Annotated in this window: 16 protein-coding genes, 1 pseudogene and 1 other annotated feature; of the genes and pseudogenes, 16 read left to right on the forward strand and 1 reads right to left on the reverse strand. The window is 29.9% G+C overall.

What is annotated here, in order from left to right; genetic code table 11:
* Positions 1–109: 109 nt before the first annotated feature.
* From BUB83_RS11560 to BUB83_RS11610, 12 genes and pseudogenes are all read left to right on the forward strand, one after another.
* Positions 110–622: an NUDIX domain-containing protein gene (locus BUB83_RS11560; protein ID WP_073338628.1), complete on the forward strand. Its 513-nt coding sequence runs from the start codon at positions 110–112 to the stop codon at positions 620–622.
* Positions 623–651: 29 nt separating this feature from the next.
* A complete protein-coding gene (locus tag BUB83_RS11565; protein WP_073338629.1) occupies positions 652–1404 on the forward strand; it encodes an NYN domain-containing protein in 753 nt (250 codons plus the stop codon).
* 54 nt (positions 1405–1458) lie between these two features.
* Positions 1459–1676: a binding site (T-box leader), on the forward strand.
* 252 nt (positions 1677–1928) lie between these two features.
* Positions 1929–3218, forward strand: a complete 1290-nt coding sequence (gene aspS, locus BUB83_RS11570; protein ID WP_073338630.1) for an aspartate--tRNA(Asn) ligase — start codon at positions 1929–1931, stop codon at positions 3216–3218.
* Between the two features lie 134 nt (positions 3219–3352).
* Positions 3353–4267, forward strand: coding sequence for a DUF4846 domain-containing protein (locus BUB83_RS11575; protein WP_084133531.1), 915 nt, complete (start codon positions 3353–3355; stop codon positions 4265–4267).
* Between the two features lie 83 nt (positions 4268–4350).
* Positions 4351–4557 (forward strand): annotated as a pseudogene (locus BUB83_RS11580) (response regulator); the annotation flags it as partial.
* A gap of 17 nt (positions 4558–4574) precedes the next feature.
* Positions 4575–4706 (forward strand): hypothetical protein, encoded by a 132-nt coding sequence (locus BUB83_RS22730; protein ID WP_278336933.1) that lies wholly within the window; start codon positions 4575–4577, stop codon positions 4704–4706.
* Positions 4707–4857: 151 nt separating this feature from the next.
* Positions 4858–5835, forward strand: coding sequence for a bifunctional NUDIX hydrolase family protein/GNAT family N-acetyltransferase (locus BUB83_RS21965; RefSeq protein ID WP_073338631.1), 978 nt, complete (start codon positions 4858–4860; stop codon positions 5833–5835).
* A gap of 99 nt (positions 5836–5934) precedes the next feature.
* On the forward strand, positions 5935–6957 hold the full coding sequence (locus BUB83_RS11590; protein ID WP_073338632.1) for an aldo/keto reductase: 1023 nt from the start codon (positions 5935–5937) through the stop codon (positions 6955–6957).
* Positions 6958–7104: 147 nt separating this feature from the next.
* A complete protein-coding gene (locus BUB83_RS11595) occupies positions 7105–7605 on the forward strand; it encodes a hypothetical protein (protein WP_073338633.1) in 501 nt (166 codons plus the stop codon).
* Between the two features lie 140 nt (positions 7606–7745).
* The gene (locus BUB83_RS11600; protein ID WP_073338634.1) at positions 7746–8222 is read left to right on the forward strand and encodes a permease; all 477 of its coding nucleotides are present in this window, start codon (positions 7746–7748) and stop codon (positions 8220–8222) included.
* Positions 8223–8224: 2 nt separating this feature from the next.
* Positions 8225–8758 (forward strand): permease, encoded by a 534-nt coding sequence (locus tag BUB83_RS11605; RefSeq protein WP_073338635.1) that lies wholly within the window; start codon positions 8225–8227, stop codon positions 8756–8758.
* A gap of 211 nt (positions 8759–8969) precedes the next feature.
* Complete coding sequence (locus tag BUB83_RS11610) at positions 8970–10442, forward strand: protein adenylyltransferase SelO (RefSeq protein ID WP_073338636.1); 1473 nt, start codon at positions 8970–8972, stop codon at positions 10440–10442.
* Between the two features lie 105 nt (positions 10443–10547).
* On the opposite strand, the gene BUB83_RS11615 is transcribed toward BUB83_RS11610, so the two are convergent.
* The gene (locus BUB83_RS11615; protein ID WP_073338637.1) at positions 10548–11906 is read right to left on the reverse strand and encodes a DUF4317 domain-containing protein; all 1359 of its coding nucleotides are present in this window, start codon (positions 11904–11906) and stop codon (positions 10548–10550) included.
* A gap of 167 nt (positions 11907–12073) precedes the next feature.
* Here BUB83_RS11615 and BUB83_RS11620 point away from each other — a divergent pair, with 167 nt between their 5' ends.
* The 4 genes from BUB83_RS11620 to BUB83_RS11635 all read left to right on the forward strand — a co-directional run bounded on the left by BUB83_RS11620 (position 12074) and on the right by BUB83_RS11635 (position 17132).
* A complete protein-coding gene (locus tag BUB83_RS11620) occupies positions 12074–12883 on the forward strand; it encodes a carbon-nitrogen hydrolase family protein (RefSeq protein WP_159434083.1) in 810 nt (269 codons plus the stop codon).
* Between the two features lie 54 nt (positions 12884–12937).
* Positions 12938–13912, forward strand: a complete 975-nt coding sequence (locus BUB83_RS11625; protein WP_073338639.1) for a CPBP family intramembrane glutamic endopeptidase — start codon at positions 12938–12940, stop codon at positions 13910–13912.
* Between the two features lie 609 nt (positions 13913–14521).
* A complete protein-coding gene (locus BUB83_RS11630; RefSeq protein WP_242950669.1) occupies positions 14522–15748 on the forward strand; it encodes a recombinase family protein in 1227 nt (408 codons plus the stop codon).
* Positions 15711–17132, forward strand: a complete 1422-nt coding sequence (locus BUB83_RS11635) for a recombinase family protein (protein ID WP_200801468.1) — start codon at positions 15711–15713, stop codon at positions 17130–17132. Before BUB83_RS11630 ends, BUB83_RS11635 begins: the two co-directional genes overlap by 38 nt.
* Positions 17133–17461: the final 329 nt, after the last annotated feature.

The raw sequence follows: 17461 nt of genomic DNA on the forward strand, positions 1-17461 counted from the left end.
ATATTAGATTATCAACAAGGACATTATTATACTTATTATGGTATAATTTAAGATAGTTATATAGGTATTTCATTGCGAAACTTAATTTATAAATTAAAAAGGAGGTCATATGGAACTTATTACAGAAATTTATCATGGTACTATAGGAATAGAAAATTCTAAAGAAAATATTAAGTATGAAATAAGAAAGGCAGCCAGGGCAGTCTTAATCAATGAAAATAATAAAATTGCAGTCCTACACGTTGCTAAAGATAATTATTATAAACTTCCTGGTGGTGGAGTTGAAGGAAATGAGTCTATTTATGAAACCCTATCCAGAGAAGTTTATGAAGAGGTTGGCTCTGATATTGAAGTTATAGATGAAATAGGAATAATATTTGAATATAGAGACTCTTTTGAACAACTACAAATATCTTATAATTATTTATGTAAAACTAAAGGTGAGTTAATTGAGACTGAATTTACCCAAAGCGAAATAGACCATAAGTTTACTCTAAAGTGGATGAGCTTTGATGAAGCTGTTAAAGAAATAGAATCCTATAATGGAAACAAATATGTTGCAAAATTTATCTCTTTAAGAGATTTATATATACTAAAAGAAACAGAAAAGTTTCTAAAATAAAAAACTTAACAAGATAAGGGGATATACATATGGAATTGGATAAGAAAATCGCTGTTTTAATTGATGCAGATAATGTTTCGGATAAATACATAAAGTACATAATTGATGAAATTTCAAATCATGGAACACCCACCTATAAAAGGATTTATGGTGACTGGACCAAACCACAATTAGCTTCTTGGAAAAATGTATTACTTAATTACTCAATAAGTCCAATTCAACAGTATAGTTATACAACAGGTAAAAACGCAACAGATGCCGCTTTAATAATAGATGCTATGGATATTCTTTATTCACATAATGTGGATGGTTTTTGCATAGTCTCCAGTGATAGCGATTTCACTAAGCTTGCTGCACGTTTAAGAGAAGCAGGTATGTATGTGATTGGCATGGGGGAAAATAAAACTCCAAAACCTTTTATAGCTGCTTGTGAGAAATTCAAATACTTAGAAGTATTGGCTTCAATGTCATCAAGTCCTTCAAAAGCAATTAGTACTAAAGAATCTCATAAACAAGGAGACTCTAAGGCTGGTATGACAAGTATTAATAAATTAATTGAAGTTATAAAAACTATTATTACTGAAATTTCCGATGAAGATGGATGGGTTTTCTTAGGTGAATTAGGTAGTACACTGAATAAAAGATTTCCAGACTTTGATACAAGGAATTATGGATATGCAAAACTTACTCCTTTCGTATCTTCATTAAAACATTTTGAAATTAGATCTATAAAAACTAGTAATCCAAGCATAAGTCTTAAATATATTAGAAATAAAGAATAAAATCCACTATTGACATTATACGGATGCTATCATATAATATAACAAATTAATATATTAATTGTTACGAAGGGAAAAGTAAAAATTATAACCTTACCAGAGAGTGGAGAATGGTGGAATCTTCATAAGAAGTATAGTTTTGAAAGACATCCTGGAACTTGTTATCTGAATATAAGTAGGATATCACGCTTAATCACCGTTAAATGATCCAAGAGAACTATTTTATGGAATAGTTAATAAGAATGGTACCGTGGATATTTTATCTCACTTCTTAACTGAAGTGAGATTTTTGTTTTTTTGTAAAGGTCTATTCTTATTAATGTATTTATATGATGCTTTATAATATTCCTTTATTTTAGTTAATTAGGGTGGTACCGCGATTTAGATAAATCTTAATCGCCTCTAAATTTTTTAGAGGCGATTTTTTTGTACAAAAATAAGTAGTTGGCCGCTACTTATTTAGATAAACTAATGCATGAGTTTATTTATCTTTAACGAACATAAATAAATATGGGAGAGTGGTTTAGATGAATAGAATATTAATGATAAAATTAGAAGAAAATATAGGAAAGCAAGTAATGATACAAGGATGGCTTCACAAAGTTAAAAACTTAGGCAAAATAGCTTTTTTATATGTGAGAGATAGAAGTGGAATTGTTCAATGTGTAGTTAATACAAAAGAGATTGATATAAAAGGAATGAGAGTAGAAAGCGTAATTCAAATCACTGGTGAGGTAACTAGTAGTGGGTCAAAAACAGAGAAAATTGAAGTTCAAGTTATTAGTATGCAAGTTTTGAATAAAGTTAATCATGAATTACCAATGGAAGTAAATAAGGAAAACATTGAGGCATCCTTAGATGTAATGATACACAACAGAGTTCTTAGTTTTAGAAATAAAAAGGTAGCCTCTATATTTAAAGTTCAAGAGTGTATATCAAAATCTTTTGCAGAATTTCTAAGAAAAGAAGGATTTAAGGAAATATTTACTCCAAAGATTGTAAAAGAAGGAACAGAAGGGGGTACAGAATTATTTGAAGTTAAGTATTTCAATGAAAAAGCTTATCTTGCTCAAAGTCCACAATTTTATAAGCAAATGATGGTATCATCAGGCTTTGAAAGAGTTTTTGAGATTGGGCATGTATATAGAGCTGAAAGTCACGACACTAAAAGACATATTAATGAATTTATAAGTCTTGACCTTGAAATGGGCTTTATCAAAGATGAATATGAGCTTATGGAACTAGAAGAAAAGTTAATTGAGTATATGATTAATAATATTAAAGAAGAATGCATGAACGAAGTTGAACTTTTACAGGTTAATCTTCCTATTATAGGAGAAGAAATACCAAAGATGAAATTAAGTGAAGCTATAGAAATTTTAAAAACTCAATATAAGAAAATAAATCTTGAAAAAGATATTGACCCTGAAGGAGAGAAGCTTATAAGTGAGTATGTTAAAGAAAAGTACAAAAGTGATTTTGTATTCTTAACACACTACCCACAAGAGAAAAGACCTATGTACACTATGCCCGCAGACAACGGAGAAACTAAAAGTTTTGACCTTATCTTTAGAGGATTAGAAATAACAACTGGGGGACAACGAATTCACAATTATGAAATCTTAAAAGAGAAAATGATAGAGAAAGGGTTAAATCCTGAAAATTTCGAAGGCTATCTAAGTGCTTTCAAGTATGGAATGCCTCCTCATGGTGGATTAGCCATAGGACTAGAGAGAATTACTGCCTCTTTCTTGGGAATTGAGAATGTAAGAGAGGCAACTATGTTTACTAGAGATAAAAATAGATTAGTTCCATGAATTACTGTTCATTCTAGAGGAATTCACTATTTTTTTCTAATTGTAATAATTCTGTCATCTTAAATAGTTCACTTAATGATATTATAGGTAAGAGATATAAAATTTACATATTTATTGAAAGTGAGGTATTATAAGTGGCAAGAAACAAACTTATAAGAAGTATTTTTTTTATAGTTGGTATAGTATTTCTTCTAACTACATCCTATATATGCTTTAAACCAAAAGCACATTTATCTTTAAAAAAGCAACAACCGACATTTAATGTAGACAATGCAATTAAAATAAATGAAGAAATAGATTTAATAAATTATGAAGGGAATACAATTCAAGATAGATTCAAAGTTCCTGAGGGGTATAAAAGAGTTTCCGCTTATAGTAATTCTTTTGAAGAATATTTAAGAAATTTAACTTTGAAACCACATAATTCAGTAGTTCATTATTTTGATGGTAAAGAAAAAAACAAAGAAAATGTTTATATAGGTGTAGTTGATATGGAAATAGGAACTAGAGATTTGCAACAATGCGCAGATGCTATAATGAGATTGAGAGCTGAGTATTTGTATGAAAATGAAAGATATGACGAAATTAACTTTCATTTTGTGAACGGATTTAACTGTAGTTATTCAAAGTGGAGACTGGGGTATAGAGTAAATATTGACGGTAATAATACCAAATGGGTTAAAAAATACTCACTGAATAATAGTTATGAATGTTTTAGAACTTATTTAGATATAGTATTCGCTTATGCTAGCACTTTATCCCTAGATAAAGAATTGATGTCTGTAGATAAGAATTATATGAAAATAGGTGATGTTTTTATTAGTGGTGGCAGTCCAGGACATGCTGTTATAGTTGTAGATATGGCTATAAATGAAAGTACCGGTGAAAAGCTTTTTATAATGGCACAAAGTTATATGCCAGCTCAAGATATACAAATTTTGGTCAATAATGAAGATAAAGCAATAAGTCCTTGGTATAGTACTGATTTTGAAGAAATATTACTTACTCCTGAATGGAAATTTAGCGAAGATCATTTGAAAAGTTTTTAGGTATATCATAGTTAGTATAATTAAATATGCTTAATAAGAAAGACTAAACTAGTAAGATTTAGATATTTTAATGAGGTGAAATTATGGAAAATTTAAGCATTCTAATTATTGAAGATTATTTTAATATTAATAATATGATAAAGGAAGCCTTGCTAAAGGAAGAATATTCCGTTGAACAAGCTTTTCATGGCCTTGAGGGTGTAGAAAAGTTTGCTAGTGGAAATTATCAAATGGTTATTATGGATATAATGATGCCTGTAATGGATGGAATTGAAGCAATGAGGAACATTCTATTGTAAATCGTGGAGTGTCTCTTTTAAATAAAATTAAAGTAGAGAATGAAATTGCTTTTACAGGTGGCGTTGCACGAAGTGTAGTTTTGAAAAAAGCAATTGAAGAAAAAATAAGGAAACCTATTTATACACCAGTTATAGTATAAACAAGTTTTTATATCCATATTATGACTATAGATAAGCTTTTGCATATATAATATCTTATATTATGAGGAAATATATAAATTATATGATAAAATGGATATAGTATCTTTAAAAGTAAAGTGAATTTTTGATTGATTCGGGAGGAAAATATTTATGGAATTATTAGATATTTACGATAAGTATAAACATAAAACTGGACGTACCTATGAAAGAGGAACTCTTATTAATAAAGGTGATTATCGATTAGTTGTTCATATTTGGATAGTTAATGATAAAAATGAAATCCTAATCCAAAAAAGACAACCCTGGAAAAATAAATGGCCTAATATGTGGGATGCCTCTGCCGCAGGGTGTGCTACACAAGGGGATACAAGTATAATGGCTATTATTCGTGAAACAAAAGAAGAAATAGGCATAGATTTAGATATAAATAATGTGGAATTTTTATTTTCAGTTAGATTTTACTCTGGCTTTGATGATATTTGGCTTTTAAAGAAAAATATCCATATTAATGATTTAATACTTCAAGATGAAGAGGTTGCCGATGCAAAGTGGGTTAGCCAGGAAAAAATAATGGAGATGGTCAAAGCGGGTAAATTTGTAGAATATCATTACCTAGAGGAACTATTTAAAATAATAAAATCTGATGTAAAACTAAAAAAAGCAACACCTGATGAGGTGGATGATTTACTTGCAATTCAAAAGAAAGTATTTATGCCTTTATATAAAAAATATGAAGACCATGAAACCACACCGGTAAATCAAACCCTAGAAGAATTTATGAAGAGATTTGATATTGGTGATTATTATAAAATTTTCTTCAAAGACAATTTAGTTGGAGGAGTTTTTGTTTACGAGAAAAACCCTGGTGTAATGAGACTACATATCATAAACATTATTGAAGAATACCAAAATAAAGGTATTGCACAAGAAGTGATGATTCGCCTAGAACTTATGTATCCACAAGCGGAAAGCTGGGAACTTGATACTATACTTTCTGAAAATCGAAATTGCTATCTTTATGAAAAGATGGGATATGTTAAATATGAAGAACCTAAGATTATTAATGATCGAATGTCCCTTGTTAGTTACAGAAAATTTGATAGTATCAATAGAATTAGAGGTATATAAAAATTATAGACTACGTAAAACATAGGTAGTCTATGTATAGAACAAGTAAAATTAATGGCTGTATAGCAAGTATACTAGATATTTTAAGGAGAGATAAAAATGGAAAAAATCAGATTAGGAAGAACAAATTTAATGGTAACTAGAAGTAGTTTTGGAGCACTTCCCATACAAAGGCTTTCATTTGAAGAATCCAAAAATATTTTACGCAAAGCTTATGATAATGGAATAAATTTTTTCGATACTGCAAGAGCTTACTCTGACAGTGAAGAAAAAATAGGTTATGCACTTTCAGATGTAAGAAGTAATATAATTATTGCTACTAAAAGCCACGCAAAGGATAAAAAAACTTTACTTGATCATATTGAGACAAGTTTAAGTAAATTAAAAACTGATTATATAGACATATTGCAATTACATAATCCAGCTATACTTCCAGATCCTAATGATGATGAAGGTCTTTATGCCGGATTGGTGGAAGCAAAAAAAAGAGGGATGATTCGTTTTATAGGTATTACTAATCATAAAATAAAAAATGCTTTAGATGCCGCAGATTCAGGATTATATGACACTATTCAATTTCCTTTAAGCTCATTATCAGCTGATGTAGATTTAAAACTTATTGAAGAATGTAAAAAAAGAGATATAGGTGTTATTGCAATGAAAGCACTTTCAGGGGGGCTTATAACAAATGCAGCCTCAACCTTTGCTTTTTTAAGACAATTTGATAATATAGTGCCTATATGGGGAATTCAAAAAGAAAGGGAATTAGATGAATTTATTGCATTGGAAAAAAATCCACCTATACTAGATGATGCTATGTGGAAGATTATTAATAAAGATCGTGCTGAACTAGCTGGAGATTTTTGTCGTGGTTGTGGATATTGCATGCCTTGTCCTGCTGGTATCGAAATTCCTACTGCTGCAAGAATAACTTTATTATTAGGAAGAGCCCCTTATGAAGATTTTTTAACAGATACGTTTAAAGATAAAATGGGACTTATTAATAATTGCATAGAATGTGGAAACTGTAAAAATCATTGTCCTTACACACTTGACACTCCAAACCTTTTGAAAAGAGAACTTAAGAACTATGAAGATTTTTATAAAGTTCATAAAAAATAACTTATATCCATCTATATTAATTTATTGATATAAATTTAACTTTATTGTAACCTTTTTAATGATGATAAGGTCTATAATATTATAGAGAAGAAAATCTTCTGATGTACGACTTTATCACTAAAATATATGAAAAATTAGGGGGGAAATATGGTTAATAGAAATAAAAAAATAAAAAATATTGTATTACTTATCATTGTTTTAATATCATTGTTAGAATTATATTTTTCATATAAAGTAGCTAAAGAATATGCTGGCATTTATGAAATAGGAATATTTTTACCTTTTATTATTCAGCCATTTATATACTATAAATTATTATTCAAAGTTCAAAAAACTTATTTTAAATCCAGATTTACAGTGGTTTTATTAATATCCTTCACATTGCCTTTAACAATATTTTTTACTTTACCAAACTTTACATACAATGAAGGCAAACAGCTTATTGAAGAATATGCTCATTCAGATGGACATCTTGTATTTAGAGATATTTCTAAAGATGAAGATACGAAAGCTATATGCAATAATCCTAGTAGATTATTTGTATCCGATAGAGCATATTATTATGAAATTCAGTTAAATGGTAAGAATGAATTCTTTTTAGTTAATCCATTGACTGGAAGAGTGGAGCAATTATTAGACAAGTATTAAAGGCTGTAGATGAATTTTGTATTCATCTAAAGTCTTTTTTAAATAATTTTACTATGTGTGACATTGGTAACTGCTAAGATAAAGAATACAGCTTATAATTATTTTTGAATCGTTACTAAAAGAAGGGAAGGGAGTTTATTATGGGAGATTACATGTTATACATCGTCACCATTGTTTTGTTGATAATATCATATTATAAAGATAAGGGAAAAACTAAAAAATCTCTAAAGAAAGCTAAAATAGCTTTTATGAAATTATTACCACAGTTATTAGGAATTATCACCTTTGTAGGTATAATTTTAGCTATTTTAAATCCAAAAGTTATCTCACAGATTATAGGAAGCAATTCAGGAATTTTTGGAGTTATCCTAGCCGCATTAGTTGGTTCTATTACATTAATACCGGGGTTTGTTGCATTTCCAACTGCGGCAATACTTTTGCATAATGGGGCCGGATACACTCAAATAGCAGCTTTTATTTCAACGCTTATGATGGTAGGAATTGTTACCATACCCGTTGAAATAGAATATTTTGGCAAGAAAATCACTATTTTGAGAAATGTTTTAGCTTTCTTTTTCTCTTTTCTTGTTGCTTATATTATTGGGATGGTGGTGTAAAGATGAAAGAATTATTGAAAAAATATAGATTATTTATAATTATGTTGTCTGTTATATTTGTTTTAACCTTAGTTAATTTTGAAATTGGCAGTAAAGCTGTCAGTACTTCTATTTTAAGTTTTAAACAAATGGCATTAGTTATTCCCCCGATATTTATATTAATAGGGCTTTTGGATGTATGGGTTCCAAGAGAAATAATGATAAAATATATGGGTGAAGGATCAGGAATCAAAGGAATTATCCTAGCTTTTATAATTGGGTCGGCTGCTGCAGGACCTTTATATGGCGCCTTTCCAATAGCTGCAATTTTTATGAAAAAAGGTGTTAAATTTATTAATGTATTAATATTTATAGGTGCTTGGTCAACAACTAAAATACCAATGTTTTTGTTCGAAGTGTCTTCTATGGGAAGTAAATTTGCATTCACCAGACTTGCAGTTGATATTATTGGAATTATTATAATGGCTTATACTCTTCAATCCCTTGTTTCTAAAGATAAGGTAAAAGAAATCTATAGTAAGTCTCAAGAATTATAATGAAGTTTAAATTTTCGTTCATCATTATTCCTGTTGTAAAAGCACAAGAACAGAGGTATAATAAATTTCTACAAAGCAGAAACTGAAAAAGATTCAGTTGTTTTTATAAATAAATTAGAAATAAATAAGAAATTAACAAAAATCATAGAAAATCTATGGTTTTTGTTTTATCAAGAAATAGTACAGAAGAAAAGAAAGGAAGGCGTATTTGATGACAGATAGAAAAAAAATAATAGAAAAATCATGGAATTTTGATAATAGCTATGCTGGCCTACCCAAACTATTTTTTACTAGTTTGGAACCAACTCCTGTATCCTCTCCAGAGTTGGTTATTTTTAATGAATCACTAGCAATATCCTTAGGGCTAAATCCTCAAGAATTAAAAAGCAATAATGGGTTAGCTATATTTGCTGGTAACCAAATTCCTCAAGGAGCCATGCCTCTTGCACAAGCATATGCTGGTCATCAATTTGGATATTTTAATATGTTAGGAGATGGTAGGGCTGTATTACTTGGAGAACAAATCACTCCCACAGAACAGCGGTTTGATATTCAACTTAAAGGTTCCGGAAGAACACCTTATTCTCGTGGAGGAGATGGCAGAGCAGTGCTTGGACCAATGTTACGGGAATATATAATAAGCGAAGCAATGTATGGACTTGGAATTCCTACTACTCGAAGCTTAGCAGTAGTGACAACTGGTGAATCTGTAATAAGAGAAAGAATAGAACAGGGTGCAATCCTAACTCGTGTGGCTTCTAGTCATTTGCGTGTAGGTACATTTCAGTACGTTTCAAAATGGGGCACTGTTGAAGAACTAAAAACCCTTGCAGATTATTCATTGCAAAGACATTTTCCTAATGCTGTGGCAAATGAGAACCCTTATCTTTTCCTACTTCAACAAGTAATTAAAAGTCAGGCCATGCTTATTGCCAAGTGGCAACTAGTTGGTTTTATTCATGGAGTTATGAACACAGATAATATGACTATTAGTGGGGAAACTATTGATTATGGTCCTTGTGCTTTTATGAATGAGTATAAGCTTTCTACAGTATTTAGTTCCATTGATACTCATGGACGATATACTTATGGAAATCAGCCTAGTATTGGCACTTGGAATCTAGCAAGATTCGCTGAAACTTTATTGCCACTGTTACATGAGGATGAAAATCAAGCGGTGGAACTAGCAAGAAAGGAAATTTCAAATTTCACGCACTTGTGCCATTTAAATTGGAAAGCAGGAATGCGAGCAAAACTAGGAATATTCAATGAAGAAATTCAGGATGAGACCCTTATTGAAGACCTTCTAACTATGATGGAAAAATATAATGCTGATTATACCAATACTTTTGTTGCATTAACCTTTGATAATTGTAGGAATGAAAAGATATTTGAAACTAAGGAATTCGCTCAGTGGTATGAATTATGGCAATCAAGACTTAAAAGGCAACAAGAATCAAAAGAATTATGTCATGAATTGATGAAGAATTCTAATCCAGCAATAATTCCTAGAAACCACAGAGTAGAAGAAGCACTAAAGGCAGCAAATCAAGGAGATTATAATGTGATGCAAGAACTTCTTCATGTTCTTTCCACTCCTTATAAACACAATAATGAAAAAGCTAAATATTCAACACTTCCTGCTCCATCAAATTCTCCTTACAGAACTTTTTGTGGCACTTAAAACTTTTAAAATAATGCAAAAATTAAAGATGGTACTGAGATTGACATGATAGTCACCCAATCCATCTTTTTACTTTAATTAAATCTCTTTATTAGGTTTCATAAATTAAATCAAATGGTCTAATCCATTAACTGTAGTGTGTTCATCTTCATTAATAGGAATAACTATGTATTTCTGTCCGTCAATTATTTGAGATTTTATTTGAGGTATTTTTTCAGGCTTTACTTGAAGTACAACATCATATTTAGTAGTAGAATTGTTGTCTTCTGAATCAATTCCCAGATCAGTTTCTGAATCAGTTTCTAAAATCTCATTATCCTCAATAATTTCTGTTGTGAAATTATTTTCTTTATCTACAGCCGTTTCTTTATCTACAGCCGTTTCTTGTTTTACTTGCTCAAGCCTAGTTTCAAGTATTTCTACTTGTTTCTGAAGATGCTCTTCCTTTTTTCTTTGAGCATTTGCTTTAAGTGCTTTTGAATCAATTAAATTTTCTGCTAAGGGAAGATCATCACCGAAGTTGTCTATATATGACTTTTCAATTTGAGTAGTAATTTCTTCTGAAACTCCACTTTCTATTAATAGGTTTTGTATATCCTTCTTTGTTAAACTGACAGGTTCACTGTCTGCATCATCATCATATATAGCATTATATTCATCTATCATAGTATTTAGGTTGTCTTGTATTTCCATAAAAACTTTATCCGCTTTCTTTTCATCACTACTAAAAGAGTCTTTTATAATTGATTGAAAGGTTTCCTTTTGTATAGTAGCAGTTTGCTTTGAATAACAACCTAAAGTATTTTCCATTAATTCAGGATGGGTATCCTTTGCATTTTTTGTGTAATACATAATGGAGTTAACATCTGAACTACGATCAACAAAAGCTGGAAACACGAAGCCATTAGTAGGGGCTTCCACTACCCAATCTCTAATACGTGCTTTTATTTTATTTTCTTTTTCAAAGTATCTAAGACCAGGGTCTGAAAGAGAAACAGGGCATATCGCACATAACACATATTCATATACTTCTTCTGATTCATCTATTTTTACATTATCTTTGGTTTTAGTCATAACATCATAAGCATCATGAAAAACAAGTATTAAAAAATTACCGGTATAATCATAATTATCTATAATGGAATCATAGAAATTATCAAGAATCGAATCATCTTTTAATTGACTATTTTTAAGCTGCATAAGAGAAATTTGTTTTTCATTTATATGCTCTTCATTAATTGGAAAGTTAAGTTCTAAAATATTATTTCCAACAGTTCCAGATAATACTTTTTTAGCGATTTCTAAATATTTAAAGTATTCATCTTCCTCCAAATTCAAGAAAAATTCTCTGAATTTTAAGATAATATGTTTCTCTCCATTAACGTAGCAGCCACACATTTTAGTAAAAGTGCAATGATCTTTTTTAAAACGTCTTTTTAACTCAAGTATATCTTTTTTTCTCATATCTAAACTCCTTAATCTTGTATTTTTTATTTGTAAGTATTAATTAATATAGTATCTCTATTAATTATAGTATTTTTCCTACATTAATTAAAGAATTTATTAGGTGAACTCAAAATATATAATTTATGATATAATTTAAGAAAATCAAAAAATGTGGGGTGTACATGGTGAGTAAACTTAGAATTGGACTAGGACAAATCAATACTAGAAAAGATGTAAAAGAAAATTTTAGAATGATTGAAAAGATCCTAAAGGATTGTACAGAGCAAAAGGCTCAATTAGTGGTTTTCCCAGAATGCTCCACCTATTTATCTCAAGAAGGTGCTATAGAAAACGCTCAAAGTTTAAATGGCACTATTATAAACCAATTTAAAACATTAGCCAAAAAGTACAATGTTTATATTCATAATGGTAGTTATATAGAAAAAGTAGAGGAAAGTAATAAAGTTTTTAATACTTCAGTACTTATTAATCCAAAAGGAGAAATTGAAGCAACTTATAGAAAAATACATTTATATGATGTAGAACTTGGTGAAAATTTAATATATAAAGAATCAAAAATATTTAACAGAGGAGATTCAATTGTTAATTTTAGTAATGAATTGGGCGATTTTGGCATGACAATTTGTTATGATTTAAGATTCCCTGAATTATTCAGAAAACTCACATTAAACGGTGCTAAGTTGATTTTTGTTCCTGCTGCATTTACGTTATATACAGGGAAAGATCACTGGGAGCCATTACTCAGAGCAAGAGCAATTGAAAACCAAGTTTATATTGTTGCAGTAGGACAAATTGGAGAAAGACCTGATAATAAAATATCTTTTGGAAACAGCATGATAATAGATCCTTGGGGAACAGTAATTGCTAAAGCATCTGAACGCGTAACTTCGGTTGTTGCAGATATAGATTGGGATTACCTTGAATATGTAAGAAAAGTATTGCCTAGTTTAAGCAATAGAGTCGATATTAAGTGAGATTAAATAGGATTTAAATAATAATTTATAATTAAATTATGAGGTGGTTCAGTAATGGATGATAATAATGAAGCTAAAAGCATTAACAAATCAATGAAGAAAGATTTCAATAAGCTTGGATTAGCTCTAGTGATGTATACAATAATTCTCAATGTAGTAGTTCTTATAGGGGTTGTGGTTGCAATGATAATACAAGCCATTAAAAATCCCAATATGTCTGAGGTACAAGCAATGCAAATACTTGATGATGCTAGTTTCACTGGAACTCTGAGTATTATTGCAGTTATTATTGCATTTATTCCAATTTTGATTTATAGGAAAAAGAAATTTTTTCAATACGATTTAAAGGTAGTAAATAAAAAATTCACCTTGAAAACTATACTTATAGCTTTTATTATTTTATTTTCAATAAACGGTACAATGGGAGTATTGGCGGAAGTATTAGAATTCCTACTTAATACAGTTGGACTAACAGCTAGTAGTTCTTTGGAGGCATTAGAAGCATTAAATCAACCGGCAATATCACTATTTCTTTATACATGTTTAATAGGACCAATATTCGAAGAATTTGTTTATAGAGGAGTAGTTCTTAGAAATCTTGAAAAGTACGGGAAATGGTTTGCTATTTTGGTTTCATCAATATTATTTGGCTTGATGCATGGCAACTTTTATCAAATATTTATGGCAATAGGTGTTGGAATTGTATTAGGCTATGTAGCTACAGAATACTCTATTAAAATGTCTATTATATTACATATATTCAATAATACTATTGTGCAATTGATGTCAGAAGTTAATTCTTATGTAGGTGAAAATGTTGGTACTATAATCGATTATGGCATTACAATTATTTGTATAATCATTGTGATAAGTATATTTATTCGTTATAAAGATACTATTAAGCAATGGGTAGAAAATAATAGAATTGAAAAGAAAATAATAATAAGCTTTTTTACTACAATCACAATAATTATTAAAATAGGTTTTGATTTATTTATGGTAGCACAAGGTATTACAAGACTTCGATAAGCTAAAGACAAGAATTGTCTGCAGAAATATGGGATGACGAAATATTTAATATTCAAGCAAGATATAAAAAGGGTATATTTTTAAATGACATTCCCATTAAACTACAACTTTAAAGAAAGAAGAGGCAATCATGAATGGGGTTCAAATTAACGATGTTATGGATAGACTTTTTGTGTAGTATAAGAGTTATGGTTAAAAAATTGAGTTTGATATGAAAATTTAACTAACCAGTAAAACTAGTAAGTTGAATATAAGAGTAAAGTAAAGAAGAGACATATTGGCTCTTCTTTACTTATATATATGATGTAAATAACAACTTAGAAAAAGTTGAGAATTATGATTGCTATACAATGACTTATTCTTACATGGAAACACTATCTCTATTAGGGATGATGCAGGAAATGATCAGTATTACAAATATAATAATGAAGGTTTCAAAAATAATAAATTAAGTAACCAATCAAAACTACAAAGAGCAATCATTAATTATGAATAAGAGTAATGAATTAAGTAGAGATTTTTATCAGCAAATAATAAACTTACACATTATTCGCTTATGTAAAGACTTCTAATATTTCTAGTATCAAATTAGTATAGTATTGACAGAAAATGAAACAGTATTGTATAGCTTTATGGATGTATTACCTGCGCCAAGTTAGGATTATAAAACCAACACAAAAGGTTCAAAAATCAAAGAAAAAAGTTTGTGCTTATGCCAGAGTATCTACTGGCACAGAAAAGCAGGGCGAGTCTTTAGAAAACCAAATACAATATTATGAAAGCTTGATTAAAAACAATCCAGCATATGAGTTTGTAGGAGTATTTGCTGATAAAGGAATAACAGGAACTACTGAAGATAGACCAGAGTTTCAAAGAATGCTTAAACTTTGTAGGAAAGGAAAAATAGATTTAATCATAACAAAATCCATATCAAGACTGGCAAGAAACACTACTATAGTATTAGAAACTGTAAGGGAATTGAAAAATATAGGGATTGAAGTAAGATTTGAAAAAGAAAATATAAATACATTATCAGGGGACGGTGAGCTTATGCTTTCTGTCCTTTCTTCTTTTGCTCAGGAGGAAAGTAAGAATGTAAGTGACAATATTAAATGGAGAATTAAAAAAGAATTTGAAAGAGGAATCTATCATTTAAACACCAACAAATTTCTAGGATATGATAAAGATGAATTTGGGACCCTTATTATAAATCAAGAAGAAGCTGAAATAGTCAAGAATATGTTTGAATGCTATGTAAGTGGAATGAGCTGCACTGAAATTGCAAGAAAGTTAACAAGTAAAGGAATAAAAACAGTAACAGGCCTTGATAAATGGAATGATGGAACTATTTACAATATGCTGAAGAATGAAAAATATAAAGGGGATGCGCTCCTTCAAAAAACCTACGTGCCAAACCATATAAGAAAAAAAGCTGTTGAGAATAAAGGTGAAGTGGACCAGTATTATTTAAAAGAAGACCATCCACCCATTGTAACAGAAGAAATGTGGGAGGCGGTTCAAGAGAAAATGCTTGAAAATAAATACTCTAGAGGAATAACCAATGACCCTAAATACAATGAAAAATACCCATATAAGGGATTGTTGTTTTGTAGCAAATGTGGAGCACCGCTTAGGAGAAGAGTTTGGAATAGTAAAACACCCTTTAAAAAATATGTATGGCAATGCAGTAATTATGTTTATATAAAAACACGTACTTGTACAGGAACTAAGATAGATGAAAGAGATCTTGAGAAAGTTAATATAAATGGACCAACAATCATAAAGGAGGAATTGAGGGATGGCAAGAAGTATTACAGTTATACCAGCAAGAACTAGTGGAACTAATCTAGCACATACCATAGAACCACAAAAAAAGAAAATGGCAGCATATTGTAGAGTTTCAACAGACCAATTAGAACAGTTATCAAGTTATGAGGCTCAAGTTAATTATTACACTAACTATATAAATAGTAGTGAAGAATATGAGTTTGCTGGAATCTTTGCAGATGAAGGCATTTCAGGTACAAACACAAAAAAGAGAGAACAGTTTAATAAAATGATTGAAGAGTGTAAAATTGGAAAGATAGATATGATAATAACTAAGTCCATATCAAGGTTTGCAAGAAACACATTGGATTGTTTAAATTTTGTAAGGCAGCTAAAAGAACTTGGAGTTGGCATCATTTTTGAAAAAGAAAATATTAATACTTTAGATGCAAAAGGAGAAGTTTTACTTACCATACTAAGTTCATTGGCTCAAGATGAAAGTCGATCCATTTCAGAAAACTCTACCTGGGGAATACGTAGAAGATTTGAACAAGGCAAACTGCATATAAACCATAAAAAGTTTCTAGGCTATGATAAAGATGAAGAGGGTAACCTTATAATAAATGAAAAACAAGCAAAGATAGTAAGAAGAATTTTTAAAGATTACCTTGATGGAAAAGGTACAAATAGAATAGCAAAAGAATTTGAAGCAGAAGGTATTCCAAAGTGGGATGGTAATACTAATTGGTATGAAGGCAGCATAAGAAAAATGCTGCTTAATGAAAAATATAAAGGAGATGCTATTCTTCAAAAAACATATACAGTAGATTTCCTTACTAAAAAAAGAACTAAAAATAATGGAGAAGTCCCTAAGTATTATGTAGAAGAAAGCCATCCAGCAATTATAGATAAAGATATGTGGGAGGCAGTACAGCTTGAAATGGAGAGAAGAAAAGCTTTCACTGAAAGGTACGGAATTAGCAAAATAGATTATGCTACAATCACTAATCCTTTTGCTGGCAGAGTTATTTGCGGGAGTTGTGGAAGTGTTTTAGGCAGAAAGGTTTGGAATTCAACTGATGACAGATTTAGAAAAAAGGTGTGGGTATGTAGTAAAAAGTATGCTGTTAAAGGAAAAAAGGGCTGTGAGAGTAAACATACAGAAGATAAGGTTTTGTATCAAGCTTTTGTAAGTGCTTTTAATGCCATGGTTGAAAATAAGGATTATTTTATGGAGAAGTGGAAAGCAGTACTTGAGACTGATAATGTTTTAGTTAGATATAAAGCTAAACAGTTTATAAGAATTATGGAGAAGGCTAAAGAGATAAAAGAATTTGATGTTGATTTATTTTTTAAGATTATAGAGAAAATGACAGTGTTTGATGGTAAGAAGGTTATTGTAACTTTGCTTGATGGAACTGAGATTGAATGTGGAATTATTAAAGCCAGTTAAAGAGATGCGTGAATTTCTTTGACTGGCTATTCGACATTTTTCACTGTGAATTGTAGGATGCTGACGAACGAAAAAGGTTGATATATATATATATATATATAATAGTAATATAAGGAAGAAATGCAATATTGGGGGGGGTACAACTTAATTTGCATATAAAAAACATAGGACAAGTTATTTGACTACTGAGAGGAGATGAGAAATTTTAAAGAAGAAGAGTTTTAAAAAGATAATACAAATGATAATTTAAAGATGGCATTAATAACAAACAGAAGAGTTTAATTGTACTGTGCATATTTAAAACTATTTAAAACTATTTAAAACTGTAA

The organism is Clostridium grantii DSM 8605 (assembly GCF_900129965.1).
Taxonomy (GTDB): domain Bacteria; phylum Bacillota; class Clostridia; order Clostridiales; family Clostridiaceae; genus Clostridium_AF; species Clostridium_AF grantii.

What these genes read in the sequence shown, in the direction of transcription:
- BUB83_RS11630 (WP_242950669.1), top strand. Translation starts at nt 14,522, where the DNA reads ATGAAACAGTATTGTATAGCTTTATGGATGTATTACCTGCGCCAAGTT.
- BUB83_RS11605 (WP_073338635.1), top strand. Translation starts at nt 8,225, where the DNA reads ATGAAAGAATTATTGAAAAAATATAGATTATTTATAATTATGTTGTCT.
- BUB83_RS11600 (WP_073338634.1), top strand. Translation starts at nt 7,746, where the DNA reads ATGGGAGATTACATGTTATACATCGTCACCATTGTTTTGTTGATAATA.
- BUB83_RS11560 (WP_073338628.1), top strand. Translation starts at nt 110, where the DNA reads ATGGAACTTATTACAGAAATTTATCATGGTACTATAGGAATAGAAAAT.
- BUB83_RS11610 (WP_073338636.1), top strand. Translation starts at nt 8,970, where the DNA reads ATGACAGATAGAAAAAAAATAATAGAAAAATCATGGAATTTTGATAAT.
- BUB83_RS21965 (WP_073338631.1), top strand. Translation starts at nt 4,858, where the DNA reads ATGGAATTATTAGATATTTACGATAAGTATAAACATAAAACTGGACGT.
- BUB83_RS11615 (WP_073338637.1), bottom strand. Translation starts at nt 11,906, where the DNA reads ATGAGAAAAAAAGATATACTTGAGTTAAAAAGACGTTTTAAAAAAGAT.
- BUB83_RS11635 (WP_200801468.1), top strand. Translation starts at nt 15,711, where the DNA reads ATGGCAAGAAGTATTACAGTTATACCAGCAAGAACTAGTGGAACTAAT.
- BUB83_RS11565 (WP_073338629.1), top strand. Translation starts at nt 652, where the DNA reads ATGGAATTGGATAAGAAAATCGCTGTTTTAATTGATGCAGATAATGTT.
- BUB83_RS11590 (WP_073338632.1), top strand. Translation starts at nt 5,935, where the DNA reads ATGGAAAAAATCAGATTAGGAAGAACAAATTTAATGGTAACTAGAAGT.
- BUB83_RS11625 (WP_073338639.1), top strand. Translation starts at nt 12,938, where the DNA reads ATGGATGATAATAATGAAGCTAAAAGCATTAACAAATCAATGAAGAAA.
- aspS (WP_073338630.1), top strand. Translation starts at nt 1,929, where the DNA reads ATGAATAGAATATTAATGATAAAATTAGAAGAAAATATAGGAAAGCAA.
- BUB83_RS11595 (WP_073338633.1), top strand. Translation starts at nt 7,105, where the DNA reads ATGGTTAATAGAAATAAAAAAATAAAAAATATTGTATTACTTATCATT.